23 protein-coding genes are annotated in these 24,050 nt (G+C 61.7%); 17 read left to right on the top strand and 6 right to left on the bottom strand.

Going from position 1 to position 24,050, the window contains the following annotated elements; genetic code table 11:
• Nucleotides 1–61: 61 nt before the first annotated feature.
• From ruvX to gshB, 4 genes are all read right to left on the bottom strand, one after another.
• Nucleotides 62–508, bottom strand: a complete 447-nt coding sequence (gene ruvX, locus LOY28_RS27760) for a Holliday junction resolvase RuvX (RefSeq protein WP_018928712.1) — start codon at nt 506–508, stop codon at nt 62–64.
• Nucleotides 508–1,080, bottom strand: coding sequence for a YqgE/AlgH family protein (locus LOY28_RS27755; RefSeq protein ID WP_018928713.1), 573 nt, complete (start codon nt 1,078–1,080; stop codon nt 508–510). The genes ruvX and LOY28_RS27755 overlap by 1 nt, the downstream gene beginning before the upstream one ends.
• A gap of 127 nt (nt 1,081–1,207) precedes the next feature.
• The gene (locus LOY28_RS27750) at nt 1,208–2,107 is read right to left on the bottom strand and encodes an energy transducer TonB (protein ID WP_026286615.1); all 900 of its coding nucleotides are present in this window, start codon (nt 2,105–2,107) and stop codon (nt 1,208–1,210) included.
• A gap of 77 nt (nt 2,108–2,184) precedes the next feature.
• Nucleotides 2,185–3,138 carry a glutathione synthase gene (gene gshB, locus LOY28_RS27745; RefSeq protein ID WP_018928715.1) on the bottom strand — a complete coding sequence of 318 codons (954 nt, stop codon included), beginning with the start codon at nt 3,136–3,138 and terminating at the stop codon, nt 2,185–2,187.
• Between the two features lie 222 nt (nt 3,139–3,360).
• Between gshB and pilG the strand changes: the two genes are divergently transcribed.
• From pilG to LOY28_RS27715, 6 genes are read left to right on the top strand one after another with little or no spacing between them, the layout of a single operon-like run.
• Entirely contained in the window at nt 3,361–3,765 is a 405-nt protein-coding gene (pilG, locus tag LOY28_RS27740) for a twitching motility response regulator PilG (protein ID WP_007897954.1), read from the top strand.
• 57 nt (nt 3,766–3,822) lie between these two features.
• Nucleotides 3,823–4,188 (top strand): twitching motility response regulator PilH, encoded by a 366-nt coding sequence (gene pilH / locus LOY28_RS27735; RefSeq protein WP_007897961.1) that lies wholly within the window; start codon nt 3,823–3,825, stop codon nt 4,186–4,188.
• Nucleotides 4,189–4,198: 10 nt separating this feature from the next.
• Nucleotides 4,199–4,753, top strand: coding sequence for a chemotaxis protein CheW (locus LOY28_RS27730; protein ID WP_018928716.1), 555 nt, complete (start codon nt 4,199–4,201; stop codon nt 4,751–4,753).
• Nucleotides 4,754–4,793: 40 nt separating this feature from the next.
• Nucleotides 4,794–6,851: a methyl-accepting chemotaxis protein gene (locus tag LOY28_RS27725; protein WP_018928717.1), complete on the top strand. Its 2,058-nt coding sequence runs from the start codon at nt 4,794–4,796 to the stop codon at nt 6,849–6,851.
• A gap of 36 nt (nt 6,852–6,887) precedes the next feature.
• Nucleotides 6,888–12,791, top strand: coding sequence for an Hpt domain-containing protein (locus LOY28_RS27720; RefSeq protein ID WP_258612790.1), 5,904 nt, complete (start codon nt 6,888–6,890; stop codon nt 12,789–12,791).
• Nucleotides 12,784–13,239: a chemotaxis protein CheW gene (locus LOY28_RS27715; protein ID WP_018928719.1), complete on the top strand. Its 456-nt coding sequence runs from the start codon at nt 12,784–12,786 to the stop codon at nt 13,237–13,239. The genes LOY28_RS27720 and LOY28_RS27715 overlap by 8 nt, the downstream gene beginning before the upstream one ends.
• 153 nt (nt 13,240–13,392) lie before the next feature.
• Here LOY28_RS27715 and LOY28_RS27710 read toward each other — a convergent pair whose 3' ends face one another.
• A complete protein-coding gene (locus LOY28_RS27710) occupies nt 13,393–13,770 on the bottom strand; it encodes a DUF6124 family protein (RefSeq protein ID WP_138866439.1) in 378 nt (125 codons plus the stop codon).
• Between the two features lie 589 nt (nt 13,771–14,359).
• On the opposite strand from LOY28_RS27710, the gene LOY28_RS27705 reads away from it, so the two are divergent.
• The 11 genes from LOY28_RS27705 (at nt 14,360) to madM (ending at nt 22,901) form a co-directional block, all read left to right on the top strand.
• Nucleotides 14,360–14,989, top strand: coding sequence for a nucleotidyltransferase domain-containing protein (locus LOY28_RS27705; protein WP_111452974.1), 630 nt, complete (start codon nt 14,360–14,362; stop codon nt 14,987–14,989).
• Nucleotides 14,952–15,392 (top strand): hypothetical protein, encoded by a 441-nt coding sequence (locus LOY28_RS27700; protein WP_111452973.1) that lies wholly within the window; start codon nt 14,952–14,954, stop codon nt 15,390–15,392. Before LOY28_RS27705 ends, LOY28_RS27700 begins: the two co-directional genes overlap by 38 nt.
• Nucleotides 15,393–15,617: 225 nt before the next feature.
• A complete protein-coding gene (gene mdcA / locus LOY28_RS27695) occupies nt 15,618–17,288 on the top strand; it encodes a malonate decarboxylase subunit alpha (protein WP_019580630.1) in 1,671 nt (556 codons plus the stop codon).
• Nucleotides 17,288–18,175 (top strand): triphosphoribosyl-dephospho-CoA synthase, encoded by an 888-nt coding sequence (locus LOY28_RS27690; protein ID WP_258612789.1) that lies wholly within the window; start codon nt 17,288–17,290, stop codon nt 18,173–18,175. Before mdcA ends, LOY28_RS27690 begins: the two co-directional genes overlap by 1 nt.
• Nucleotides 18,175–18,474, top strand: a complete 300-nt coding sequence (locus tag LOY28_RS27685) for a malonate decarboxylase subunit delta (RefSeq protein ID WP_007941972.1) — start codon at nt 18,175–18,177, stop codon at nt 18,472–18,474. Before LOY28_RS27690 ends, LOY28_RS27685 begins: the two co-directional genes overlap by 1 nt.
• Complete coding sequence (locus tag LOY28_RS27680) at nt 18,467–19,330, top strand: biotin-independent malonate decarboxylase subunit beta (protein ID WP_258612788.1); 864 nt, start codon at nt 18,467–18,469, stop codon at nt 19,328–19,330. The genes LOY28_RS27685 and LOY28_RS27680 overlap by 8 nt, the downstream gene beginning before the upstream one ends.
• Nucleotides 19,327–20,130, top strand: coding sequence for a biotin-independent malonate decarboxylase subunit gamma (mdcE, locus tag LOY28_RS27675; RefSeq protein WP_258612787.1), 804 nt, complete (start codon nt 19,327–19,329; stop codon nt 20,128–20,130). Before LOY28_RS27680 ends, mdcE begins: the two co-directional genes overlap by 4 nt.
• Complete coding sequence (locus LOY28_RS27670) at nt 20,124–20,744, top strand: malonate decarboxylase holo-ACP synthase (protein WP_258612786.1); 621 nt, start codon at nt 20,124–20,126, stop codon at nt 20,742–20,744. Before mdcE ends, LOY28_RS27670 begins: the two co-directional genes overlap by 7 nt.
• Complete coding sequence (gene mdcH / locus LOY28_RS27665) at nt 20,741–21,646, top strand: malonate decarboxylase subunit epsilon (protein WP_258612785.1); 906 nt, start codon at nt 20,741–20,743, stop codon at nt 21,644–21,646. Before LOY28_RS27670 ends, mdcH begins: the two co-directional genes overlap by 4 nt.
• 72 nt (nt 21,647–21,718) lie before the next feature.
• On the top strand, nt 21,719–22,135 hold the full coding sequence (gene madL / locus LOY28_RS27660; RefSeq protein ID WP_018928727.1) for a malonate transporter subunit MadL: 417 nt from the start codon (nt 21,719–21,721) through the stop codon (nt 22,133–22,135).
• 1 nt (nt 22,136) lies between these two features.
• Complete coding sequence (gene madM / locus LOY28_RS27655) at nt 22,137–22,901, top strand: malonate transporter subunit MadM (RefSeq protein ID WP_018928728.1); 765 nt, start codon at nt 22,137–22,139, stop codon at nt 22,899–22,901.
• Nucleotides 22,902–23,050: 149 nt separating this feature from the next.
• Here madM and LOY28_RS27650 read toward each other — a convergent pair whose 3' ends face one another.
• Complete coding sequence (locus LOY28_RS27650; protein WP_019580637.1) at nt 23,051–23,965, bottom strand: LysR substrate-binding domain-containing protein; 915 nt, start codon at nt 23,963–23,965, stop codon at nt 23,051–23,053.
• Nucleotides 23,966–24,050 lie beyond the last annotated feature (85 nt).

Genomic DNA, 24,050 nt, shown 5'->3' with positions numbered 1-24,050 from the left:
TAGAGCGCCTGGGTGGGGGCTCGGGTTGTAGCTAAAAGAGACGCGCAGCGACTCGTCAGGATCAGGTGCTTGAGGATTCGAACAGTGCGGTGTTTTCGTCGAGCCAGCCTTGCAGTAGCAGGGCGGCGGCGATGGCATCGACCGGGTTGTCGCGGTAACTGCCTTTCTGGCCGCCACGGACCAGGCGTTCGCCCTTGGCCTCGAAGGTGGTCAGGCGCTCGTCGTGAGTATAGAAGGGCAGGTTGTAGCGGCCGTTCAGGCGCCGGGCGAATTTTTCGGCCCGCAGGCACATGTCGCTGGGCGTGCCGTCCATGTTCAACGGCAGGCCGACCACCACGGCGTCGGGTTTCCACTCTTTGATCAGGGCTTCGACCTGATTCCAGTCGGGAATGCCATTTTGTGCCTTCAAGGTGCACAGCTCGCGGGCCTGGCCGGTAATCACCTGGCCGACCGCAACGCCGATCTGCTTGGTGCCGTAGTCGAAACCCAGAATCAGCCGCAGGGCCATCAGGCGTGCCCCGCCTGGCTGGTGAGCAGGCTGAGGTTGATACCCAGGTGCTTGGCCGCCGCTTCGAGACGTAACTCGCTGCTGGTGTTGAACAGGATGTCGGCATGGAACGGGCAAGTCAGCCAGGCGTTGTCGGCCAGTTCGGCTTCCAGTTGCCCGGCTTCCCAACCGGCATAGCCGAGGGTGATCAAACTTTTCGCGGGGCCGACGCCATCGGCGATGGCGAACAGCACGTCCTGGGAGGTCGACAGCGACAACTCGCCATCCAGATCAACGGTAGCCTGATAGGTTTTTCCCGACGGGTGCAGGACAAAGCCGCGATCGGTTTGCACCGGGCCGCCGATAAAGATCGGCACGTGCTGGCAGAGCACTGGCGGTTCGATATCGGGGCGCAATTGCTCGAGGATATCGGCCAGGTTCAGGTCCTGCGGACGGTTGACCACCAGCCCCATGGCACCATTGGCCGTGTGCTCGACGATGTAGGTCAAGGTGTGCGCAAAGTTCGGGTCGGCCATGTGGGGCATGGCGATCAGGAAGTGATGCTTGAGGTAGCTGGGGCTGACGTTCTTCATGAGCGCTAGTGTGGCGTTGGAGGGGCGAACTGACAAGCTGAGGATGCACAGGAAATGCCTGTGCAGGTGTCTTTTTGATCCGGGCTTGCCCGCGAAGGCATTGGCTCGATCACTGCAAATCTTCCGGCTAATTACTGGACAACCGGTCCCCGCGCGCAAACCTCCAGGTGCGGATGATTTCCAGGCGGTCGATGTCCGACAGATCCCCGGTAAACGGTGCGAACGGCGCGGCCAGCCGCACGATGCGCTGCGCCGCCTGATCCAGCAGCGGTTGGCCGGACGATTCCAGCACCAATACTTCATACAGCGAGCCGTCTCGATTGATCGAGACCATCAGGCGCAAATTGCCATAAATCTGTTTGCGTCGGGCCTCGTCGGGGTAGTTGAGGTTGCCGATGCGCTCGACCTTCTTGCGCCATTCATCCTTGTACCAGGCACCCTTGTCGCGCATGGTCGACGCGGCGCTCAAGCGGTGGATGCGCGGGCGTTTGGCGTACAGCTGTTGCTCGTTGGCCAGTTCCGCTTCCAGGCTGGCGATGTCGCTGGACAACTGTGAGCTGTCGAAGGTCGGTGCTTCGACCTTGGGCTTGGTCTCGGTCTTGACGTCTTCCTGCTTGGTCGCGGCTTTTTTCGGCTTCGGCGCGACAGTCGTCACGGCGGCCTTGGGCGCGGCTTCCTGCACTTGGGGTTTGGCGGTTGGCGGCGGAGTGACCGTCTGCACCTTGTTGTCCTGGAAGGGCGCGACCTCGGTGGTCTTTGGAATGGCCTTTTTATCCAGGGTGCCGCTGCCTTGCTGATTCTCTTGAGCGAGGAAATCGGCTTTTTTCGGCTTGGTTTCGCTTTTGAAGGTGGCGAGGGTGATTTCCAGGGTTTTGCTGATTTGCTTGGGTTCGACCATGGTGAACCCGACGCCCAACAGCAAGGCCAGGTGAATCAGTGCCGCGAGAAACAGGGTAAAACCGAGGCGATCGGCCGGGCGCACGCCACGATGGGCGAGTTCAGGGGGCAGATCGGACGGGAGTGTCATGACAAGAAAACCAACATCGCGTTTTTTACAGGCCGGCGATGATAACGCAATGTTGGTTGTCTCTTGGCTGTTCTCGATCAACGAGCCTTGAGCTTCTGATCGATGGCATCCATCAACTGGCCGCCGATGTCGGTGCCGAACGCGTTATCGATCTCGCGAATGCAGGTCGGGCTGGTGACGTTGATTTCGGTCAGGTGCTCACCGATCACGTCGAGACCGACGAACAGCAAGCCCTTCTCGCGCAGGGTCGGGCCGACTTGCGCGGCGATCCAGCGATCTTTCTCGGTCAGCGGTCGGGCTTCGCCACGGCCACCGGCGGCGAGGTTGCCACGGGTTTCGCCTGCTGCCGGAATCCGCGCCAGGCAATAATCCACAGGCTCGCCGTCGATCATCAGGATGCGCTTGTCGCCATCAACGATCGCCGGCAGGTAGCCCTGGATCATGATCTGCTGCTTGCCATGCAGGGTCAGGGTTTCGAGGATCACCGACAGGTTCGGGTGGCCGGCGGTATGACGGAAGATCGACGAACCGCCCATGCCGTCCAGCGGCTTGAGGATCACGTCACCGTGATGGTCGGCGAATTCACGCAACACGTCCGGGCGACGGCTGACGATGGTCGGCGGCGTGCACTGCGGGAACAGCGTGGCGAACAGCTTCTCGTTGCAGTCACGTAGGCTTTGCGGCTTGTTGACCACCAGCACGCCAGCGTTCTCGGCTTGCTCCAGCAGGTAAGTGGAGTAGACGAACTCCATGTCGAACGGCGGATCCTTGCGCATCAGGATCACGTCCAGGTCACTCAGCAATGCGTCGGATTCGGCGCCCAGCTCGAACCACTTGTGCGGGTCGGCGAAGACTTTCAGCGGACGCATCCGCGCGCGCGCCTGGCCCTCGGCCTGATACAAATCGCGCTGTTCCATATAGAACAGTTCCCAGCCACGCTTTTGCGCGGCCAGCAGCATGGCCAGCGAGCTATCCTTTTTATAGGAGATGCTGGCGATAGGATCCATGACAATCCCGACGCGAACGCTCATGGGGTTTTCCTCGAAATTGGGGTGGAAAGTGCGATGAAAAAGTGGCGTCAGAGTGGCGCTGAGTGGGTTCCCGGTCAAGGAAAAACCACCGCACAGGTCACCCGATAGATTGGACGGGGAGACTGTGCTAAAAAGGCTGCCATGCCGTCTTGGCCCTTGAGTATCAAGGGTTTCGGGCCGCAAACGGACAAATTGATTCACAAAGGCGACGGTAGAGCCCCTATGGAACAGCATTCCAGCGCCTTGAAGGTCATGGTGATCGATGATTCGAAAACGATTCGTCGCACCGCCGAAACGCTGTTGAAAAACGTGGGCTGTGAAGTCATCACCGCAATCGATGGTTTCGATGCCCTGGCCAAGATTGCCGACAATCACCCAGGCATCATCTTTGTCGACATCATGATGCCGCGTCTGGATGGCTATCAGACCTGCGCGTTGATCAAGAACAACAGTGCGTTCAAGTCCACGCCAGTGATTATGCTGTCGTCCAGGGACGGGTTGTTCGACAAGGCCAAGGGGCGGATCGTCGGCTCCGACCAGTTTTTGACCAAGCCTTTCAGCAAGGAAGAACTGCTGAACGCGATTCAGGCCCACGTACCGGGCTTTGCTGTCGTTTCGCCGCAGTAGGACACGCACAGTGACGCTCGGCCAGTGGGCCTTGCGTCGACAAGAATGGGGAAGACCATGGCACGTATTCTGATCGTCGATGATTCGCCGACCGAAATGTACAAACTGACCGGCATGCTCGAAAAGCACGGTCATGAAGTGTTGAAAGCCGAAAACGGCGCCGACGGCGTGGCCCTGGCCCGTCAGGAAAAACCCGACGCGGTACTGATGGACATCGTCATGCCCGGCCTCAACGGTTTCCAGGCGACCCGTCAGCTGACCAAAGACCCGGAAACCGGGCACATCCCGGTGATCATCATCACCACCAAGGATCAGGAAACCGACAAAGTCTGGGGCACGCGCCAGGGCGCCAAGGACTACCTGACCAAACCGGTCGATGAAGACACCCTGATCAAGACGCTGAACAACGTGCTGGCCGGTTGATCGTCCGGCCATGACCGAGTCGCTGACGGCCTTCGAACTGCTGCTGCAGATTGATCAACGTTGTCGTCTGCTGGCGGCGGACCTGCCGTCCCAGCCGACTCGACAGGACAGCTGGAGCGGCATCGGTTTTCGCTTGGGCGAGCACGGGTACGTCGCGCCCATGGGCGAAGTCAGCGAAGTCCTGCACGAACCGCGCGTTACCCAAATGCCGGGGGTCAAGCCCTGGGTCAAGGGCGTAGCGAACCTGCGTGGGCGGCTGCTGCCGATCATGGATGTGTACGGCTTCTTTTATGGTTATGAGGCCGGCCATGAACTGTCGGCCCTGCGCAAGCAGCGGCGGATACTGGTGGTGGAGCACAACGACGTGTTCGCCGGGTTGCTGGTCGATGAGGTCTTCGGCTTGCAGCACTTTGCCCAGGACAGCCTGGAGCCGGTGCCCATGGACGAGCTGCAGGGGCCGATCGCGCCGTTCGTCAAAGGCCGCTTTCAGCGTGAACAGAATTGGCAGGTGTTCAGCCCGTTTGCGTTGGCGCAGTCGCAAGGTTTCATGAATGTAGCGCTGTAGCCGGGGAGTAGGTTGAATTGGGCAGGACAGGCGAGGACCGATGATTAAAGCAAACGCAGGTACGCCGGAAGGGTCGCGCAGCCGGTCGCAGATCATCGTGCTGTTCATCGCGCTGATCATCTTCATCATGCTGCTGTTCGCCAACTTCGCGTACCTCAACACCCAGGCGAATTACGACAAGCAGTACATCGGCCACGCCGGTGAGCTGCGGGTGCTGTCGCAACGCATCGCCAAGAACGCCACCGAAGCCGCCGCTGGCAAGGCCGCGGCGTTCAAGTTGCTCAGCGATGCGCGCAACGACTTCGCCCTGCGTTGGGGCTATCTGAAGAAAGGCGATCCCTCCACCGGCCTGCCGCCGGCACCGTCCACCGTGCGCCCGGAAATGCGCGCGGTACAGCTGGATTGGGAGCGGCTGCTGAAAAACACCGACGCCATTCTCTCCAGCGAACAGACCGTGTTGTCATTGCATCAAGTCGCCGCGACGCTGGCCGAAACCGTGCCGCAATTGCAGGTCGAGTACGAAAAGGTCGTCGAAACCCTCCTGCAACGTGGCGCCCCGGCCGCTCAGGTGGCGATGGCCCAGCGTCAGTCGCTGCTGGCCGAGCGGATTCTCGGTGCAGTGAACACCGTGCTGTCCGGCGACGAAAACTCGCAGCAGGCCGCCGACGCCTTCGGTCGCGATGCGGCGCGTTTTGGCCAGGTGCTCAACGGCATGCTTCAGGGCAATGCGGCGCTGAAAATCAGCCAGGTCGAAGACCGCGATGCCCGTGCCCGGTTGACCGAGATTTCCGAACTGTTCGAATTCGTCTCGGGTTCGGTGGACGAAATCCTCGAAACCTCGCCGGAGCTGTTCAAGGTCCGCGAATCGGCCAGCAACATTTTTACCCTGTCGCAAACCCTGCTCGATGAAGCTTCGCACTTGGCCAGCCGTTTCGAAAACCTCGCCGGCGGGCGCAACACCGATACCATCGGCGGCTACGTGCTGGGTTTGCTCGCGTTGATGTCGATCATTCTCATTGGCCTGGTGATGGTGCGCGAAACCAACCGTCAGTTGCGTGAAACCGCTGAGAAGAACGAGCGCAATCAGAGCGCGATCATGCGCCTGCTGGACGAAATTGAAGACCTGGCCGACGGTGACCTGACCGTGACCGCCTCGGTGACCGAAGACTTCACCGGGACCATCGCCGACTCGATCAACTATTCCGTCGACCAGTTGCGCGATCTGGTGGCGACCATCAACCTCACCGCCGGCCAGGTCGCCGCCGCCGTGCAGGAAACCCAGGCCACCGCGATGCACCTGGCCCAGGCCTCGGAGCATCAGGCGCAGCAGATTTCCGAAGCCTCCATGGCGATCAACGACATGGCCGAGTCCATCGATCAGGTCTCGGCCAATGCCGCCGAATCCTCAGCGGTGGCCGAGCGCTCGGTGGAAATTGCCAACAAGGGCAACGAAGTGGTGCACAACACCATCCACGGCATGGACAATATTCGCGAGCAGATCCAGGACACCGCCAAGCGCATCAAGCGCCTCGGTGAGTCTTCTCAGGAAATCGGCGACATTGTCAGCTTGATCGATGACATTGCCGATCAGACCAACATCCTCGCCCTCAACGCGGCCATTCAGGCGTCCATGGCCGGTGACGCCGGGCGCGGTTTTGCGGTGGTGGCCGACGAAGTACAGCGGCTGGCCGAGCGCTCGTCCGCGGCGACCCGGCAGATCGAAACGCTGGTGCGGGCAATTCAGACCGACACCAACGAAGCGGTGATTTCCATGGAGCAGACCACCACCGAAGTGGTGCGCGGCGCGCGTCTGGCGCAGGATGCCGGAGTGGCCCTGGAAGAAATCGAAGGCGTATCGAAGACCCTCGCGGCATTGATCCAGAGTATTTCCAACGCCGCGCAGCAACAGACGTCTTCGGCCGGCCAGATTTCCCTGACGATGAACGTGATCCAGCAGATCACCACGCAGACCTCGTCCGGCTCCACCGCCACTGCCGAGAGCATTGGCAACCTGGCGAAAATGGCCAGCCAGCTGCGGCGTTCGGTGTCCGGTTTCACCTTGCCGGCCAAGCCTGCGCAAGCTGCGGACAACGCTTGAACCGCCTCAGGGCGTATGCATTTGATTGGAGTAGTTATGGGTGATCGGCACGACTATGTGGCCCTCGAATGGGTCAAGGGCGAGATTGCCGAAACGCTGAAGCAGGCTCATCGGGCGATCGAAACCCTGATCGACGACCCGCAGGCGACGCACGCGCTGAGTGAGTGCCTGGCCTGTGTCCATCAGGTGCACGGCAGTTTGCAGATGGTCGAGTTCTACGGCGCGGCGCTGCTCGCCGAAGAGATCGAGCAACTGACCAGCGCCTTGCAGCAGAACCGCGTCAGCCATCGCGACGAGGCCATTCGTTTGCTGCTGCATGCCCTGGGGCAATTGCCGACTTACCTCGACCGGGTGCAAGGCGCCCGGCGTGACCTGCCGCTGGTGGTGTTGCCGCTGATCAACGACCTGCGCAGTGCCCGTGGCGAAAGCCTGTTGTCGGAAACCAGCCTGTTCAGCCCGCAACTGCCGGAACTGCCGCCCCTGAGCGAAGAAGCCCTGGCGCTGCTGGAGCCGTCCGACTTGCCGAATGTGCTGCGCAAGTTGCGGCAAATGCTGCAGATGGCGCTGGTCGGCTTGCTGCGCGAGCAGGATGACGAAACCCACTTGGCTTACCTGTCCAGGGTTTTTGCACGCCTTGAAGGGCTGTGCGGCAATGCGCCGCTGAGCCCGTTATGGCACGTCGCTTCGGCGCTGGTCGAAGGCATGCGCAATGGCTCGATCGCCAACAGCCCCGCGTTGCGCAGCCTGTTCAAGGAGGCCGACAAAGAGCTCAAGCGTCTGCTCGAACAAGGCATGCCCGCGATCAATCAACCGGCACCGCCAGAGCTGCTCAAGAGTTTGTTGTTCTATATTGCCAAGGCCGAACACCCCACCGGGCAGATGCTGACCATGAAAGATCGCTACTCACTGGACGACGCGCTACCCGACAGTGCGATGGTCGATGAAGAACGGGCGAGGCTGGCCGGCCCTGATCGCGATGCCATGCGTTCGGTATTGGCGGCGTTGTGCGAAGAGCTGGTGCGGGTCAAGGAGCGCCTGGACCTGTTCGTGCGCAGCGACCGCCAGCACACCTCGGACCTCGAAAGCCTGCTGGCGCCCCTGCGGCAAATCGCCGACACCCTGGCGGTGCTCGGTTTCGGCCAGCCGCGCAAGGTCATCATCGATCAACTGGCGGTGGTGCTGAGCCTCGCCCAGGGCCAGCGCGAACCTAACGACGCGACCCTCATGGACGTCGCCGGGGCCTTGCTCTACGTCGAAGCGACCCTGGCCGGCATGGTCGGCACCGTGGAGCCGGAAAGCCAGGAAGACAGCCGTCTGCCGACCACCGACCTGACGCAGATCCACCAGATCGTGATCAAGGAAGCGCGCATCTGCCTGCAGCAGGCCAAGGACATGATCGTCGACTACATCGACGCCGACTGGGACCGTCAGCATTTGCAACCGTTGCCGGCATTGCTGACCCAAGTGCGCGGTGCGCTGGCGATGATTCCGTTGGCCCGCGCGGCGAGCCTGGTCGAGGCCTGTAACGGTTTCATCCGCGAGCATCTATTGGTGGACCCGGGGCAGCCCGGCTGGCAGCAACTGGACAGCCTGGCTGACGTCATCACCAGCATCGAGTATTACCTGGAGCGCCTCAGCGACGACCCCGAAGCGCCCGGTGAACAACTGCTCGACGTTGCGGAAAAAGGCCTGGCCGCACTCGGCTGTTTCCCCAGCGAACAGCACGTGCCGAAGCTTGAGGATGTGCTCAGCCCCAGTGAAGCCCTGGTGATGCAGGACATGCAGGAGCTGGACGACCCCGAAACCGTCCAGTCGTTGGCCGATGTACTGGCCAGCCCGGTGTCGTCCGTCAACCCGCCGGCACTGACGATGCCCGGTAGTCTGTTGCCGCCGCCCGCCGATGAACAACCGGTGGACGATGAACTGCGGGAAGTCTTCCTCGAAGAAACCGACGAGGTTCTGGAAATCCTCCAGGAGTACCTGCCGCTCTGGTCGGCCAATCCCGACAGCACATCGGTTTTGAGTGAATTACGCCGCGCCTTCCACACCCTCAAGGGCAGTGGCCGGATGGTCCGCGCGTTGGTGCTGGGCGAGCTGGCCTGGGCGGTGGAAAACCTGCTCAACCGCGTGCTTGAACACAGCGTTGCACCTTTGCCTGCAGTGCAGCAACTGGTGGGCGACGCGCTGAAGTTGCTGCCGGAACTGGTGGCCGAGTTCGCCGCCAACGCCCAGCGCCAGCGCAACGATGTCGATCAATTGGCTGCCCGCGCCCATGCCCTCGCCAAGGGTGATGAGCCGCTGTCCGATGAGGACGCGCAGGATGTCGCGGCGCTCGATCCGCTGTTGCTGGAGATCTTCCGCAACGAAGCCGAAACCCATTTGAACAGCCTCAATCGCTTCCTCGATCAGGCCGCCGAGCACGTACCGCTGCAGGCCAGCGACGAGTTGCAGCGAGCCTTGCACACCCTCAAGGGCAGCGCGTCGATGGCCGGCGTGCTGCCGATTGCCGAGCTGGCGGCGTCGCTGGATCAACTGGCCCGGGAGTACAAGGCGCACCGGATTGCCCTCGACCTCGACGAAGTCGAGTTGCTGCTGGAAGCCGAAGGCTTGTTCCGCCTGGGGCTGCGACAGCTCAAGAGCGACCCGCTGGCCGAAATCCCCGGCGCCCGTTCGTTGATTGAACGCACCCGGACATTGCTGGCCGAACATCTGCAAAGTCTGTCGAGCGCGCCCGGCACGGGGCTGCGGATCAAACGCGCCCCGCAACTGATCAACAACTTCCTCGCCCAGGGCATGGACATCCTGCTGGACGCCGAAAGCCTGTTGCAGCGCTGGCAGCAGCATCCCGGCGAGCGCCAGGAACTCAGCGCACTGCTGGACGAATTGACGACACTCGGCGAAGGCGCGCACCTGGCCGACCTGCATCCGGTGGATGAACTCTGTGAAGCCTTGCTCGATCTCTATGGCGCTGTGGAAGAAAGCAGCCTGGCGGTCAGCGACAGGTTCTTCCACGAAGCACAAAGTGCCCACGAAGCGCTGATCAACATGCTCGATGAACTGGCTGCCGGCCAGGAAGTCACTGCGCAACCGCAGCGGGTGCGGGCCCTGCGCGACTTGCTGGATGAGAGTCTCGACCCATCCTCCATGGGCCTGATTCGCAGTGATGGCAGCCGCACCCTGAGTATTCGAGAACTGGGCAGCGCCACGGCCGAGCTGGAGCAGGCCGCGACTGAGGTGGATCTGGACGACGAAATCGTTTCGATCTTTCTTGAGGAAGCGGTGGATATCCTTGAAAGCGCCGGCCAGGCCTTGCATCGCTGGTTGAGCGACCCGGAAAACGCCGCGCCGCTACTGTCTTTACAGCGCGATTTGCACACCCTCAAGGGCGGTGCGCGGATGGCCGAGGTCGAGCCGGTCGGCGATCTGGCCCATGAACTGGAAAGCCTTTACGAAGGCCTGGTGGACCGCCGTTACAGCCACAGCGAAGCGCTGGCGCAGTTGCTGCAACAGAGCCATGACCGACTGGCCGTGTTCCTCGAACAGTTGCAGCACAACCGTCCGTTGGGCGATCCGGGCGAATTGATCGAGGCCATTCGTGAGTTTCGTCTGGGTAATGCCGGCAGTGCCGAGGTGATCGAACCGGCGGCCAGCAACGACTCGCCGGGGCATGATCCCGAGCTTCTGGACATCTTCCTCGAAGAAGGTTTCGACATCATCGAAAACTCCGGCGCGGCGCTGTTGCGCTGGCAGGCCGAGCCTTCGAATCGTCAGGAAGTGGAAACCCTGCTGCGCGACCTGCATACCCTCAAGGGTGGCGCGCGAATGGTGGAAATCGCGACGATCGGCGACCTGGCCCATGAGCTGGAATTCCTCTACGAAGGCTTGTCCGCTGGCGCGCTGCAACCGACCGCGGCGCTGTTCACGCTGTTGCAAAGCAGCCATGACCGACTGGCGCAGATGCTCGACGCCACCCGCGCCGGTCAGCCACTTCCACCGGCCGATCAGCTGATCGAGGCGATCAAGAATTTCAGCCACCCGGCGGTGCCCGAAACACCGACACCGGCGGCGATGCCCGCAGCGCCCAAAGCCGAGCCAGCCGCGTTGCAACCCGAAGGCGCCGACACGGTCAAGGTCTCGGCGGAGTTGCTCGACGACCTGGTCAACCTGGCCGGGGAGACTTCGATCTTCCGTGGCCGTATCGAACAACAGGTCAACGATGCGCGGGTGGCCCTGAGCGAAATGGAAACCACCATCGAGCGCATGCGCGACCAGTTGCGCCGCCTCGATACCGAAACCCAGGGGCGGATTCTCAGCCGTCAGCAAGTCGAGGCCGAACGCCTGGGTTATGAAGAGTTCGACCCGCTGGAGATGGACCGTCACTCGCAGTTGCAACAGCTGTCGCGGGCATTGTTCGAGTCCGCCTCCGACCTGCTCGACCTCAAGGAAACCCTTGACCGGCGCAATCAGGATGCGGAAAACCTGCTGCAACAGCAGGGCCGCATCAACACCGAATTGCAGGAAGGCCTGATGCGCACGCGCATGGTGCCGTTCGAGCGAATGCTGCCGCGTTTGAAACGCATCGTGCGTCAGGTTTCCAGCGAACTGGGCAAGGATGTGGAGTTCATCGTTGGCAACGCCGAAGGCGAGATGGACCGCAACGTCCTCGAGCGCATGGCCGCGCCGCTGGAGCACATGCTGCGCAACGCCGTCGACCATGGGCTGGAATCGGCCGAGGTGCGGATCGCGGCCGGTAAACCGGCCCAGGGCAAGATCACCCTCGACTTGTCGCGAGAGGGTGGCGACATCATTTTCGACATCTGCGACGACGGCGCCGGCGTGCCGCTGGACGCCGTGCGGCGCAAGGCGATTAAGCGCGGCTTGCTCGCCCCGGACAGCGACATCAGCGATCGCGACGTGCTGCAATTCATCCTGCAACCGGGGTTTTCCACCGCCGAGAAAATCACCCAGATCTCCGGGCGTGGCGTCGGCATGGACGTGGTTCACGAAGAAGTCCGGCAGCTCGGCGGGACCATGAGCATCGACTCGACGTCGGGGCAGGGCGTGCATTTCCGGATTCGCCTGCCGTTCACCGTGTCGGTCAACCGCGCGCTGATGGTGCAGTGCGGGGAGGATCAATACGCGATCCCGCTGAACACCATCGATGGCATCGTTCGCGTGCTGCCCAACGAACTCGAAGGGCATTACCGGCTCGATCCACCGAGCTACGAATACGCCGGGCAACGCTATGAGCTGTGCTACCTCGGCGATCTGCTGAAAACCAGTACCCGCCCGAAACTGCTGGGCCAGAGCCTGCCGTTGCCGGTATTGCTGGTGCAGTGCAACGAACGGCACGTTGCGGTGCAGGTGGACGCCATGGCCGGCACCCGGGAAATCGTGGTCAAAAGCCTCGGCCCGCAATTTGCCGCAGTGCAGGGTTTGTCCGGTGCGACGATTCTCGGCGATGGTCGGGTGGTGCTGATTCTCGACTTGCTGGCGCCGATCCGCGCGATGCAAGCGCAGGTGCCGCAACGACCGGTGACACAGGACGTCGAGCCCGAGGCGCAACGGCCGTTGCTGGTGCTGGTGGTCGATGATTCGGTCACCGTGCGCAAGGTCACCAGCCGTCTGCTGGAGCGCCACGGCATGAACGTACTGACCGCCAAGGACGGTGTCGACGCCATGCTACTGCTGGAAGAACACATGCCCGACCTGATGCTGCTGGACATCGAAATGCCACGCATGGACGGCTTCGAAGTGGCGACCCAAGTGCGCGCCGACGAACGCTTGCAGCATCTGCCGATCATCATGATCACCTCCCGCACGGGTCAAAAACACCGCGACCGCGCCATGGCCATCGGCGTCAACGACTACCTCGGCAAGCCGTATCAGGAATCGGTGCTGCTCGACAGCATCGCCCGCTGGAGCAAAACCCATGCATGAGCACCGCTCCAGCAACCTCACCGGTTTGCTGCTGCCCCTGGCCGACCGCAACCTGATCCTGCCCAACGTCGCCGTCGCCGAACTCATCGACTATCAGCCGGGGGCTTTCGATCTCGATACACCGCCGTGGTACCTGGGGCGGGTGACCTGGCGCGAACGGCAGATTCCACTGCTCAGTTTCGAGTCGGCGTGTGGCAACAAAGTGGTGATCGGGGAACGGGCGCGGATCGTCATCCTCAATGCCCTTGGCGGGCGGCCTGAGTTGAAGTTCATTGCGCTGCTGGTGCAGGGGATTCCGCGTTCTTACAAGCTCGATAGTCAGTTGAGTTATGTCGACGTGCCGTTGTGTTCGCTGGAAAAGGCGGCGGTGCAGGTGGGGGAGCAAGTGGCCAAGGTGCCTGACTTGCTCGCGCTGGAAGACCTGCTTGTGAATGCGGGTCTGGTCTGACCGGACCCTGTGGCGAGGGAGCTTGCTCCCGCTGGGTCGCGAAGCGGCCCCAAAACCTGTCATCGATGTGTGTCAGGTACACCAAGCACAATGGTTTTACGACTGCTTCGCAGCCGAACGGGAGCAAGCTCCCTCGCCACAGGGGGTTGTGCGTTAAACCCCGGCCCGAGCCTTCATCTGCAACGACTCATGATGATCCAGCACCCGCTCCACCAACAACTGCACGCCATCGGCCAAACGGCTGAGCGCCAAGGCTACAGAGCGGCGTGAGCCTTCCACATCGTCCGCGAGATCGGCTGCAATGGCGCTGATGGACAGCAGGTCTTCGGATGCGTTGGCCAGAAGGGCTTCGGTGTCGATATCGGGGGAGACGTTGAAGAGCCGGGGCTTACGGCGTTTGGCCGGTTTGTCGTGGGGTGACGGGAAGTAATGGGAGAAGGCGCGGTCGGCGGCTTCCTTCATTTTTTCTGCATCGAGTGATGCTTGGGAATCGACGCCGGTTTCCGGGGGGTTGGGAGTAGCTTTGAACATAGTGAATCACCGTATTGGGTTGGAGCTGGCCCATTCGGTTTCCAAGACGAAGGGGTGACAGCTGTACGCAGGCTGGAAACCCGGGGTACGGCAACCCGGTCGACCCGAAGGTCTCCCGCGCACAGCCGCCATAACGGAGTGCACACTTTGAAAGGTGCGCAAGCATACGTTATGAAGGGCGCTTTGGCGCCAGTAACTCATCGGGGTTTCCAGTCCCGGTCGCTGAATTGGCAGCGACACACAAACGATAAAGATCAACGCAAAACCTCACCAGTCAGCGGCTTCCGGCATTGCTGTAGGCAGCGACGCACGACTGTGTAGCCTCACACCGTTCCTGCCGACAAACTTTTAAACACAAAACCTCAGGCTGTCGGACCTTCCTGTGGCGAGGGAGCTTGCTCCCGCTGGGTTGCGAAGCAGCCCCAAAACCTGCAACCGAGGTGTATCAGGTACACCGAGAACAATGGTTTTACGACTGCTTCGCAGCCGAACGGGGGCAAGCCCCCTTGCCACAAAGGTTTCTGCATTAGGTTGAAGATTCCCAAAAAGGGACCTATCGTTCCTTTTTTGGGACTTATCGGTCGTTGCCGTGAAAAACCTGTCATTGAGCGAAGCCTTGTTCACCACCACCCAGCAAAAAGTGCTCGGCCTGCTGTTTGGTAAACCCGACCGAAGTTTTTACGCCAACGAGATCGCCCGCTGGGCTCAAGTGGGTAAAGGCAGCCTCATGCGCGAGCTGGATCGGTTGCAGCGGGCAGGCGTGCTGACCATGACCCGTCAGGGCAACCAGACCCACTATCAAGCCAATCCCGACTGCCCGATCTATGCCGAACTGCTGGGCATTGCCCGCAAAACCTTTGGTATTACAGAGCCTCTGCGTCAGGCGCTTCAACCCTTTGCCGAACAGATCACCTGGGCATTTGTGTACGGCTCTATCGCCAAGGATCAGGCAAACGCATCCAGTGACATTGATCTCATGCTGATCGGCGAGGGCCTGCACTACAGTGAAGTGATGGAGCGGCTTATACCAATGGAGGAGCAGTTGGGCCGCGTCCTCAACCCGACGCTCTACACCCCCGACGACTGGGCCGCAAAACTGGCGGCTGAAAATAGTTTTGTCGTGCGGGTAGCGCAGCAGGACAAGATCAATCTGATGGGGGGAAACCCTTTGGAGTCCAAGGATGGGCAGCAACGAGAACCTGGAAAACCTGTTACGTAGTGGTGGACTGAAAGCTGAGCCGCCGGATCGCAAGGAATGCGAAGGGCTGATGCGTTCGGCTGTGGATCGATTGAAGGACGCCCAAACGTCTTCACTTTCCTTCGCGAGTCGTTTCGACCTGGCATACAACGCTGCCCATGCCCTTGCACTGACGGCTCTTCGTTTGTGCGGCTACCGTTCAGACAAACGCTATCTGGTGTTTCAGTGCCTGGTTCATACCGCTGATATTGGCAAAGTACAGGTTCGGCTATTCGCCCTGTGTCATGAGCGACGAAACCTGGCGGAGTACGAAGGCTATATGGATGAAGATCCGGCGCTGTTGGCGCAGTTGTTGGAAAGTGCTGAACAGCTTCTGATTCGAGTGCAGGAACAGATGGCGTCCTTCAGTTCATCGCGGACCTGATCGTTCCCACGCGCAGCAAAGGAATGCAGCCCGGGACGCTCCGCGTCCCATTCGAGAGCTGGAACGCGGAGCGTCCCTTGAGGCATTCCTTTGCTACGCGTGGGAACGATCGGGGCGGTGTTCGATCATTACGGTCAGCGTAACGATCCGTCTCTCTGCTTGATTGATGCCCCCCACCCAACACTCCTAAGGTGACTCCCACGACAGCGAACCCGTGGAGTGGTCATGACAACAACAATATCCCCCGACTCGCGATGGACGCGGCGGCGCAGCGAAAAGCAGCGGCGTCTCGAATTGGTGAAGGGGCTTGCCGACGGTGTGGTGTTGCCCACCGACAAGATCGTGGCAGCGCTGGAGGCGTTGATCTTGCCCGGCGACCGTGTGGTGCTGGAGGGCAATAACCAGAAGCAGGCGGATTTCCTTTCCCGCTCCCTGGCCAAGGCCGATCCGGGCAAGCTGCATGATTTGCACATGATCATGCCCAGCGTCGGGCGCTCCGAGCACCTGGATCTGTTCGAACGCGGCATCGCGCGCAAGCTCGATTTCTCGTTTGCCGGTACCCAGAGCCTGCGCATCAGCCAGTTGCTCGAAGACGGTTTGCTGGAAATCGGCGCGATCCACACCTACATCGAACTCTATGCGCGGCTGGTGGTGGACCTGATCCCCAACGTCGTGCTCTCGGCCGGTTTCATGGCCGACCGCGCCGGCAACATCTACACCGGCCCAAGCACCGAAGACACGCCCGCGTTGATCGAACCGGCGGCCTTCAGTGACGGCATCGTCATCGTCCAGGTCAATCAACTGGTGGACGATGTCAGCGACTTGCCTCGCGTGGATATCCCCGCCTCCTGGGTCGACTTCGTGGTGGTGGCGGACAAGCCGTTCTACATCGAGCCGTTGTTCACCCGCGACCCACGGCACATCAAGCCTGTGCACGTGTTGATGGCGATGATGGCGATCCGCGGGATCTACGAAAAACACAATGTTCAGTCGCTGAACCACGGCATCGGCTTCAACACCGCCGCCATCGAATTGATCCTTCCGACTTACGGCGAGTCCCTCGGCCTCAAGGGCAAGATCTGCCGCAACTGGACGCTCAATCCGCATCCAACCCTGATCCCGGCCATCGAAAGTGGCTGGGTCGAAAGCGTGCATTGCTTCGGCACCGAACTGGGCATGGAAAACTACATCGCCGCCCGGCCTGATGTGTTCTTCACCGGCCGCGATGGCTCCCTGCGCTCCAACCGGATGTTCAGTCAGCTCGCCGGGCAATACGCGGTGGACCTGTTCATCGGCGCGACCCTGCAAGTCGATGGCGACGGTCATTCTTCGACAGTAACTCGCGGTCGCCTGGCCGGTTTCGGTGGCGCGCCGAACATGGGGCACGACCCGCGCGGGCGTCGTCACGGCACACCCGCCTGGCTCGACATGCGCCACACCGACGTGGCCGAGCCGATGCTCGAACGCGGCAAGAAACTCGTGGTGCAAATGGTCGAGACCTTCCAGGAGGGCGGTAAACCGACCTTCGTCGAAACCCTCGACGCGGTGGAGGTGGCGAAGAAAAGCGGCATGCCGCTGGCGCCGATCATGATCTATGGCGACGACGTCACCCACCTGCTCACCGAAGAAGGCATTGCCTATCTGTACAAGGCCCGTTCCCTCGAGGAACGCCAGGCGATGATCGCTGCCGTCGCCGGGGTGACCGCCATCGGCTTGCGCCACAACCCCAAAGACACCGCGCGCATGCGCCGCGAAGGGCTGATCGCCTTGCCCGAAGACCTCGGCATCCGCCGCACCGACGCCACTCGCGAACTGCTCGCAGCGAAAAGCGTGGCCGATCTGGTGGAATGGTCCGGTGGCCTCTACAACCCGCCCGCCAAGTTCAGGAGCTGGTAATGCACGCATTCAACCTGCAACCGAGAACGTTAACCCAGCCCTTGTCGATGCCCGAACGGCTGGCGGACCTGGCGGTGGACGCGCTGATCGACGAAGCGGACCTGTCGCCGAAACCGGCGCTGGTGGACCGTCGCGGCAATGGCGCGCACACCGATTTGCACCTCGGGCTGATGCACGCTTCGGCGTTGTCCCTGTGGCCGGCGTTCAAGGCAATGGCGGACGCGGCCATCGAGTTCGGCGAAGTCGGCCTGCCCCTGCGTGAAGCTGTCGGGTGCATTGGTCGTGAAGGCGAGCAAGTGATGCTCGCTACTACAGGCGGTGTGAACACCCATCGTGGGGCGATCTGGGCCTTGGGGCTTCTGGTCACGGCCGTCGCGCTGGAACCTGAGTCCAGTGCCGCAAGCGCCATCACCTTGCGCGCTGCGCGCCTGGCCCTTCTCGACGACCGTTACGCCCCGCGTCCGCTCAGCCACGGTGCGCAAGTCGCACAGCGTTACGGCGCACGCGGTGCCCGTGAAGAGGCACAGCTCGGTTTCCCGGCGGTGATTCAACGCGCACTGCCGCAACTCAAACGCAGCCGCGCCGCAGGCGTTGCTGAACAGAACGCCCGGCTCGATGCCTTGCTGGCGATCATGACGACACTGGCCGACACCTGCGTGCTCTACCGCGCAGGCGAAACCGGCCTGCACACCATGCAACTCGGCGCGCAAGCCGTGCTCGACGCCGGCGGCAGCGCCAGCTTCGCCGGTCGCCGCCGTTTGCATGAGCTGGACCAACAATTAATCGCGTTGAATGCCTCGCCCGGTGGCGCTGCGGACTTGCTCGCAGCCTGCCTGTTCATCGACCGCATTGAGTCGCGCGACGGCATCTCCCAGGGAGCGTTTTGATGGAAACCTTATCCTTTGAATTCCCCGCCGGGCAGCCGCCACGGGGCAGGGCGCTGGTGGGCTGTGTGGGCTCGGGCGATCTGGAAGTGCTGATCGAGCCGGGGCTGGCGGGCAAATTGACGATCCAGGTGCAGACCTCGGTCAATGGCAGTGAACAACGCTGGCAGCATCTGTTCGCACGGATGTTCGATGGCCAGACACCGCCGGCGATGGCGATCGATATCCACGATTTCGGCGCCACCCCTGGCGTGGTGCGCTTGCGTCTGGAACAGGGCTTTGAGGAGATCGGTCATGACTGACAGCGCAGCGCTTCTCAACCCATTCCTTGAAAGGCAGAGCTTCGTCGAACTCGGTGCCCGGCAACGGGCAAAAGCGCTGCTCGATGCCGGCACCTTCCGCGAATTGCTCGACCCGTTTCAGCGCGTCATGTCGCCATGGCTCTCGCGCCAGGGCGTAGTGCCGCAAGCCGATGACGGGGTGGTGATCGCCAAGGGCAGCATTGGCGGTTTGCCGGTGGTGATCGCGGCCATCGAAGGCGCGTTTCAGGGCGGCAGCCTGGGTGAAGTCGGCGGGGCGAAGATTGCCGGTGCGCTGGAACTGGCCGCCGAGGACAACCGCAAAGGCATTCCCACCCGTGCCGTGTTGCTGCTGGAAACCGGCGGCGTGCGTTTGCAGGAAGCCAATCTCGGGCTGGCGGCGATTGCCGATATTCATGCGGCGATCGTCGATCTGCGCCAGTACCAACCGGTAATCGGCGTGGTCGCCGGTAGCGTTGGCTGTTTTGGCGGGATGTCGATTGCCGCCGGGTTGTGCAGTTATTTGCTGGTGACTCAGGAAGCACGCCTTGGCCTCAACGGCCCGCAGGTGATCGAGCAGGAAGCCGGGCTTGAGGAATACGACTCCCGTGATCGCCCGTTTATCTGGAGCCTGACCGGCGGCGAGCAACGCTTCGCCAGCGGCTTGGTGGATCGCTATGTCGAGGACGACGTGGCGCAGATTCAGCAGCAGGTCGGCGAATTGTTCAAGCAAGGTTTGCCGGACCAACAACGTAGCGGTCAGGCCGAGTGGTTCTTGCAACGGCTGGCCCGTCTGGACGCCGAACCGCAAATCGAGCCGTCAGTGGTTCGCGATCTGTATCAAGGAGAGCGCTCATGAGTTCGTATTCCCTGAGAGGCCTGAACTGGTTCAACGCCTTGCGCGCTGGCGCGAAATCGGTCGAGGGTTTGCCGGCTTCGTTGAAAGTCGCCGACGGTGTACTGGGCGATCAGCCCGTGCGGTTTATTGCGGTGGTGGCCGACCCCGACAACCGCTTCGTCCGCGCCCGCAATGGCGAGGTTGGTCTGCTGGAAGGTTGGGGCCTGGCCAAAGCGGTGGATGAGGTGATCGAAGCCGATCGGGATACACCGCACAAACGGGCGTTGATCGCCATCGTCGATGTGCCGAGTCAGGCTTACGGTCGGCGCGAAGAAGCACTCGGCATTCATCAGGCATTGGCCGGTGCGGCGGACAGTTATGCCCGCGCCCGACTGGCCGGCCATGCGGTGATCGGTTTGCTGGTGGGCAAGGCGATGTCCGGGGCGTTTCTGGCTCACGGGTATCAGGCCAACCGGCTGATCGCGTTGCGCGATCCGGGGGTGATGGTGCATGCGATGGGCAAGGCGTCGGCGGCGCGGGTGACGTTGCGCAGTGTCGAAGAGCTGGAGGCGTTGGCCGCCAGCGTGCCACCGATGGCTTATGACATCGATAGTTTTGCCAGCCTGGGGTTGCTCTGGGAAACCTTGTCGGTGGAGCAGATCGAGCAGCCGACCGCAGCAGATTTGGCGCGAGTGAATGAATGCCTGAACCAGGCGATTGGCGATGTCGCTGCCAGCGGTCGCGATCTGAGCAGCCGCTTGGGCGCGAGTAACCGCGCAGCGTCGAGCAAGGTTCGTCAACTGCTGAGAGCGCAGTGGTGAACAGGTTTCTGGCCCACGACCTGCTTTGGGGGATGACCCCGGAGCAGTTGCCGGCGGATGCGCCTGGGTGGGTGGTCGAGTCGATCAGCGCGGGTCAGCCGGTGGTAGTCCGGCGCGCGATCACCGCGCCGGGTCAAATCGCGGTCGGAGTGCGTGGGCACTTGCGTGAGCAGCGTTATGCAACGTCGATGGCGATCACGGCGATTTCGCGTCGCGTGATGCCGGAAGACCTCTGTCATGTCGCCCCGGCTCGCGACTTGCCGGCCCTGCGAGCGCTGGCGCACCTGCGGTCGATGCTCGACACCTGTGGTTGGGCGTGGGGTGTCAGCGGCAGCGCCGGGTTTGAATTGGCCAGCGGTTTTGCGGCGCTCCATGAACGTAGCGATCTCGACTTGATTCTGCGTACACCGCAGCCGTTGAGCCGTACTCAAGCGCGGGCATTGATGATGCTTCTCGGCAGCGCCGAGTGTTTGGTGGACATGCAATTGCAGGCGCCGAATGGCGCTGTCGCCCTGCGCGAATGGGCTAGCCCGTCGCAACGGGTTCTACTCAAGAACGCCCATGAAGCGTGTTTGGTCAACGATCCCTGGAACCCGCAGGAGCAAGCAGCGTGAGCAGCTTGCTGGTGTTCCCCGGCCAGGGCGCGCAGCAGCCGGGCATGCTCCATCGTTTACCTTGGGAAACGCTGATCGAGGCCAGCGAGGTGCTTGGCGAAGACGTCTTGCTGCTCGATTCTGCCGAGGCGTTGCAGTCGACAAGGGCGGTTCAGCTGTGCCTGCTGATTGCCGGCGTCGCCGCTTCGCGTCAGTTATCAATGGCACCGGATTACGTGGCGGGACTGTCCATCGGTGCCTACCCGGCGGCGGTGGTTGCGGGCGCCTTGAGTTTCAGTGATGCGCTGCATCTGGTCAGCCTGCGCGGTGAGCTGATGCAGCAGGCATATCCTCAAGGCTACGGCATGACCGCGATCATCGGTCTGGAATTGGCGACGGTGGAGGGGTTGCTGGCGCAGGTTCACTGTGTTGATACACCGGTTTACCTGGCCAACATCAACGCCGATAACCAGGTGGTGATTGCTGGCAGTGATTCGGCGATGAAAGCAGTTACCGACCTGGCGCGCAGCCGTGGCGCCGGTCTGGCCAAGCGTCTGGCGGTCAGCGTGCCGTCCCATTGCCCGCTGCTGGAAACACCGGCGAAAACTCTGGCCGAAGCCTTCGCCAAGGTGCAATTGAAAACGCCGACCCTGGGTTACCTGAGTGGCAGTCGAGCCCGGCCCGTCATCAACACGGATGCCTTGCGCGACGACCTGGCGTTCAACATGTGCCGCGTCGTCGATTGGCGCGGTACGGTGCAAAGCGCTTACGAGCGCGGCGTGCGTTTACAGATCGAACTGCCGCCCGGTGCGGTGTTGACCGGGCTGGCGCGCCGGGTGTTCGAGCAGGGCACCGTGATTGCCTTCGACGGTGCACGGCTCGATACCTTGCAGGCGCTGTTGCGTGAGGAGGGAAGCCGCTAACCCTAGATCACCGACTCAGGTTGCGAACTACAAAAACAACAATTCCGACGATGCACTTTGAGGACTACAACAATGATTATTTACGGTGTGGCGCTGTTGGCGATCTGTACGCTGGCAGGGGTGATCATGGGTGACATGCTCGGCGTGTTGCTGGGTGTGAAATCCAACGTCGGCGGGGTCGGGATCGCGATGATCCTGCTGATTTGCGCGCGGTTGTGGATGCAAAAACGCGGCGGCATGACCAAGGATTGCGAGATGGGCGTCGGCTTCTGGGGCGCCATGTACATTCCGGTGGTGGTTGCCATGGCGGCGCAACAGAACGTGGTCACCGCCCTGCACGGCGGCCCGGTGGCGGTGCTGGCGGCGATCGGTTCGGTGGTGCTCTGCGGCTGCACCATTGCGTTGATCAGCCGAACCCACAAAGGCGAACCCTTGCCCGATGAACCGGTGGACATAACACCGGTCGGCACGCCAGTAGGAGGTCGCTGATATGTGGGAACTCATTGAGAAAGGCCTGGTAAATAACAGTCTGGTCACGGCATTTGCGTTTGTTGGCGTAATCATGTGGGTGTCGGTGATTCTGTCCAAGCGCCTGACTTTCGGGCGGATTCATGGCTCGGCGATTGCCATCGTCATCGGCCTGGTGCTGGCGTGGGTTGGCGGCACCATGACCGGCGGGCAAAAAGGCCTGGCGGATCTGTCACTGTTTTCCGGCATCGGTTTGATGGGCGGCGCCATGTTGCGTGACTTCGCCATCGTTGCCACGGCGTTCGAGGTGCAGGCCACCGAAGCGAAAAAGGCCGGGATGATTGGCGTCATCGCGCTGCTGCTGGGCACGATTCTGCCGTTCATTGTCGGGGCGAGCATTGCCTGGGTGTTCGGTTATCGCGATGCGATCAGCATGACCACCATTGGCGCGGGTGCGGTGACGTACATCGTCGGGCCGGTGACGGGTGCTGCGATTGGGGCCTCATCCGATGTGATGGCGCTGTCGATTGCCACCGGGTTGATCAAGGCGATTCTGGTGATGGTCGGCACGCCGGTGGCGGCGCGCTGGATGGGCCTGGATAACCCGCGCTCGGCCATGGTGTTTGGCGGCTTGGCCGGGACTGTCAGCGGTGTGACCGCCGGGTTGGCGGCGACGGATCGGCGGCTGGTGCCGTATGGCGCGCTGACGGCGACGTTCCATACCGGGCTTGGATGCTTGCTTGGGCCTTCGTTGCTGTACTTCGTTGTTCGCGGGATCGTTGGTTAACGAATGACTGCTTCTTGTGGCGAGGGAGCTTGCTCCCGCTGGGCTGCGCAGTAGCCCCAACTTCTACCACCGAGGTGTATCAGGTAAATCCGGTGGCCTGGTTTTGCGGGCGCTCCGCACCCGAGCGGGAGCAAGCTCCCTCGCCACATTCAAGCCTGGCGATTGGCATACATCCGGCATTCCGCCAACAGCGCCAGCAGATTCGGGTCACGCTCCTTGGCCTTGAGAAACACCACGCCAATGTGCTGCTGCAACCGGTACTTTTCCTGCAATGGAATCAGCTTCACCCGGTTCTCATACACCGCCGCAATCCGCCCCGGCAGCAACGCATAACCCACCCCCGAGCTGACCATGCTCAGCAGGGTGAAGATGTCGTTGACCTGCATCGCCACCTTTGGCTCGAACCCCGCCTGCTTGAACACTCGAATGCCGTCCTGGTGCGTGGCGAAGCCTTGGGTCAAGGTGATGAACGTTTCGTCGCGCACCTCGGCCAGGTCGACTTCGCTCCGCTGGGCAAAGGGCGAGTCCGCCGGGGTGGCGAGGAAGATGTCATCGGAAAACAGCGGGATCTGTTCGCAGTCCGGGTCGTTGACGCTGTCGTCCAGTGACACCAGGATCGCGTCGACTTCCATGTTCTTGAGTTTGTACAGCAGGTCGATGTTCGAACCCAGGATCAGGTCGATATTGAGTTCGCTGCGGCGGATTTTCAGGCCCATGATCAGCTGCGGCACAGTCTTCACCGTCAGCGAATACAGCGAGCCGAGCTTGAAGCGTTCGGCGGAGAACCCGGCGGCTTCGCGGGTCAGGCGCACGGTTTCGAGCACGTCCTGAATCAGCTTCTGCGCCCGCTCTTCCAGCACATAAGCACTTTCCAACGGGGTCAGGTTGCGCCCTTCGTGCTTGAATAGCGGGCAACGCAGGGCGCTTTCCAGGGAGTGGATGGCGCGGTGCACGCTGACGTTGCTGGTCTGCAACTCGACGGCGGCGCGGGCCAGGTTGCCGGTGCGCATGAAGGCCAGGAACACTTCGAGTTTTTTCAGGGTCAACTCTTCATCGATCAACATGGGCCAGACTCTTATTCGTATGTCTCGATTGTGCCCAATTGGCTAACGTTTGGCTCGATGGCTTTCGTAGGGGGGCATTGTGTTC

Source organism: Pseudomonas sp. B21-017, from assembly GCF_024749245.1.
GTDB lineage: Bacteria > Pseudomonadota > Gammaproteobacteria > Pseudomonadales > Pseudomonadaceae > Aquipseudomonas.
This window is presented reverse-complemented; position numbering and strand designations above follow the sequence as displayed.

What these genes read in the sequence shown, in the direction of transcription:
- ruvX (WP_018928712.1), bottom strand. Translation starts at nt 508, where the DNA reads ATGGCCCTGCGGCTGATTCTGGGTTTCGACTACGGCACCAAGCAGATC.
- LOY28_RS27755 (WP_018928713.1), bottom strand. Translation starts at nt 1,080, where the DNA reads ATGAAGAACGTCAGCCCCAGCTACCTCAAGCATCACTTCCTGATCGCC.
- LOY28_RS27750 (WP_026286615.1), bottom strand. Translation starts at nt 2,107, where the DNA reads ATGACACTCCCGTCCGATCTGCCCCCTGAACTCGCCCATCGTGGCGTG.
- gshB (WP_018928715.1), bottom strand. Translation starts at nt 3,138, where the DNA reads ATGAGCGTTCGCGTCGGGATTGTCATGGATCCTATCGCCAGCATCTCC.
- pilG (WP_007897954.1), top strand. Translation starts at nt 3,361, where the DNA reads ATGGAACAGCATTCCAGCGCCTTGAAGGTCATGGTGATCGATGATTCG.
- pilH (WP_007897961.1), top strand. Translation starts at nt 3,823, where the DNA reads ATGGCACGTATTCTGATCGTCGATGATTCGCCGACCGAAATGTACAAA.
- LOY28_RS27730 (WP_018928716.1), top strand. Translation starts at nt 4,199, where the DNA reads ATGACCGAGTCGCTGACGGCCTTCGAACTGCTGCTGCAGATTGATCAA.
- LOY28_RS27725 (WP_018928717.1), top strand. Translation starts at nt 4,794, where the DNA reads ATGATTAAAGCAAACGCAGGTACGCCGGAAGGGTCGCGCAGCCGGTCG.
- LOY28_RS27720 (WP_258612790.1), top strand. Translation starts at nt 6,888, where the DNA reads ATGGGTGATCGGCACGACTATGTGGCCCTCGAATGGGTCAAGGGCGAG.
- LOY28_RS27715 (WP_018928719.1), top strand. Translation starts at nt 12,784, where the DNA reads ATGCATGAGCACCGCTCCAGCAACCTCACCGGTTTGCTGCTGCCCCTG.
- LOY28_RS27710 (WP_138866439.1), bottom strand. Translation starts at nt 13,770, where the DNA reads ATGTTCAAAGCTACTCCCAACCCCCCGGAAACCGGCGTCGATTCCCAA.
- LOY28_RS27700 (WP_111452973.1), top strand. Translation starts at nt 14,952, where the DNA reads ATGGGCAGCAACGAGAACCTGGAAAACCTGTTACGTAGTGGTGGACTG.
- mdcA (WP_019580630.1), top strand. Translation starts at nt 15,618, where the DNA reads ATGACAACAACAATATCCCCCGACTCGCGATGGACGCGGCGGCGCAGC.
- LOY28_RS27690 (WP_258612789.1), top strand. Translation starts at nt 17,288, where the DNA reads ATGCACGCATTCAACCTGCAACCGAGAACGTTAACCCAGCCCTTGTCG.
- LOY28_RS27685 (WP_007941972.1), top strand. Translation starts at nt 18,175, where the DNA reads ATGGAAACCTTATCCTTTGAATTCCCCGCCGGGCAGCCGCCACGGGGC.
- LOY28_RS27680 (WP_258612788.1), top strand. Translation starts at nt 18,467, where the DNA reads ATGACTGACAGCGCAGCGCTTCTCAACCCATTCCTTGAAAGGCAGAGC.
- mdcE (WP_258612787.1), top strand. Translation starts at nt 19,327, where the DNA reads ATGAGTTCGTATTCCCTGAGAGGCCTGAACTGGTTCAACGCCTTGCGC.
- madL (WP_018928727.1), top strand. Translation starts at nt 21,719, where the DNA reads ATGATTATTTACGGTGTGGCGCTGTTGGCGATCTGTACGCTGGCAGGG.
- madM (WP_018928728.1), top strand. Translation starts at nt 22,137, where the DNA reads ATGTGGGAACTCATTGAGAAAGGCCTGGTAAATAACAGTCTGGTCACG.
- LOY28_RS27650 (WP_019580637.1), bottom strand. Translation starts at nt 23,965, where the DNA reads ATGTTGATCGATGAAGAGTTGACCCTGAAAAAACTCGAAGTGTTCCTG.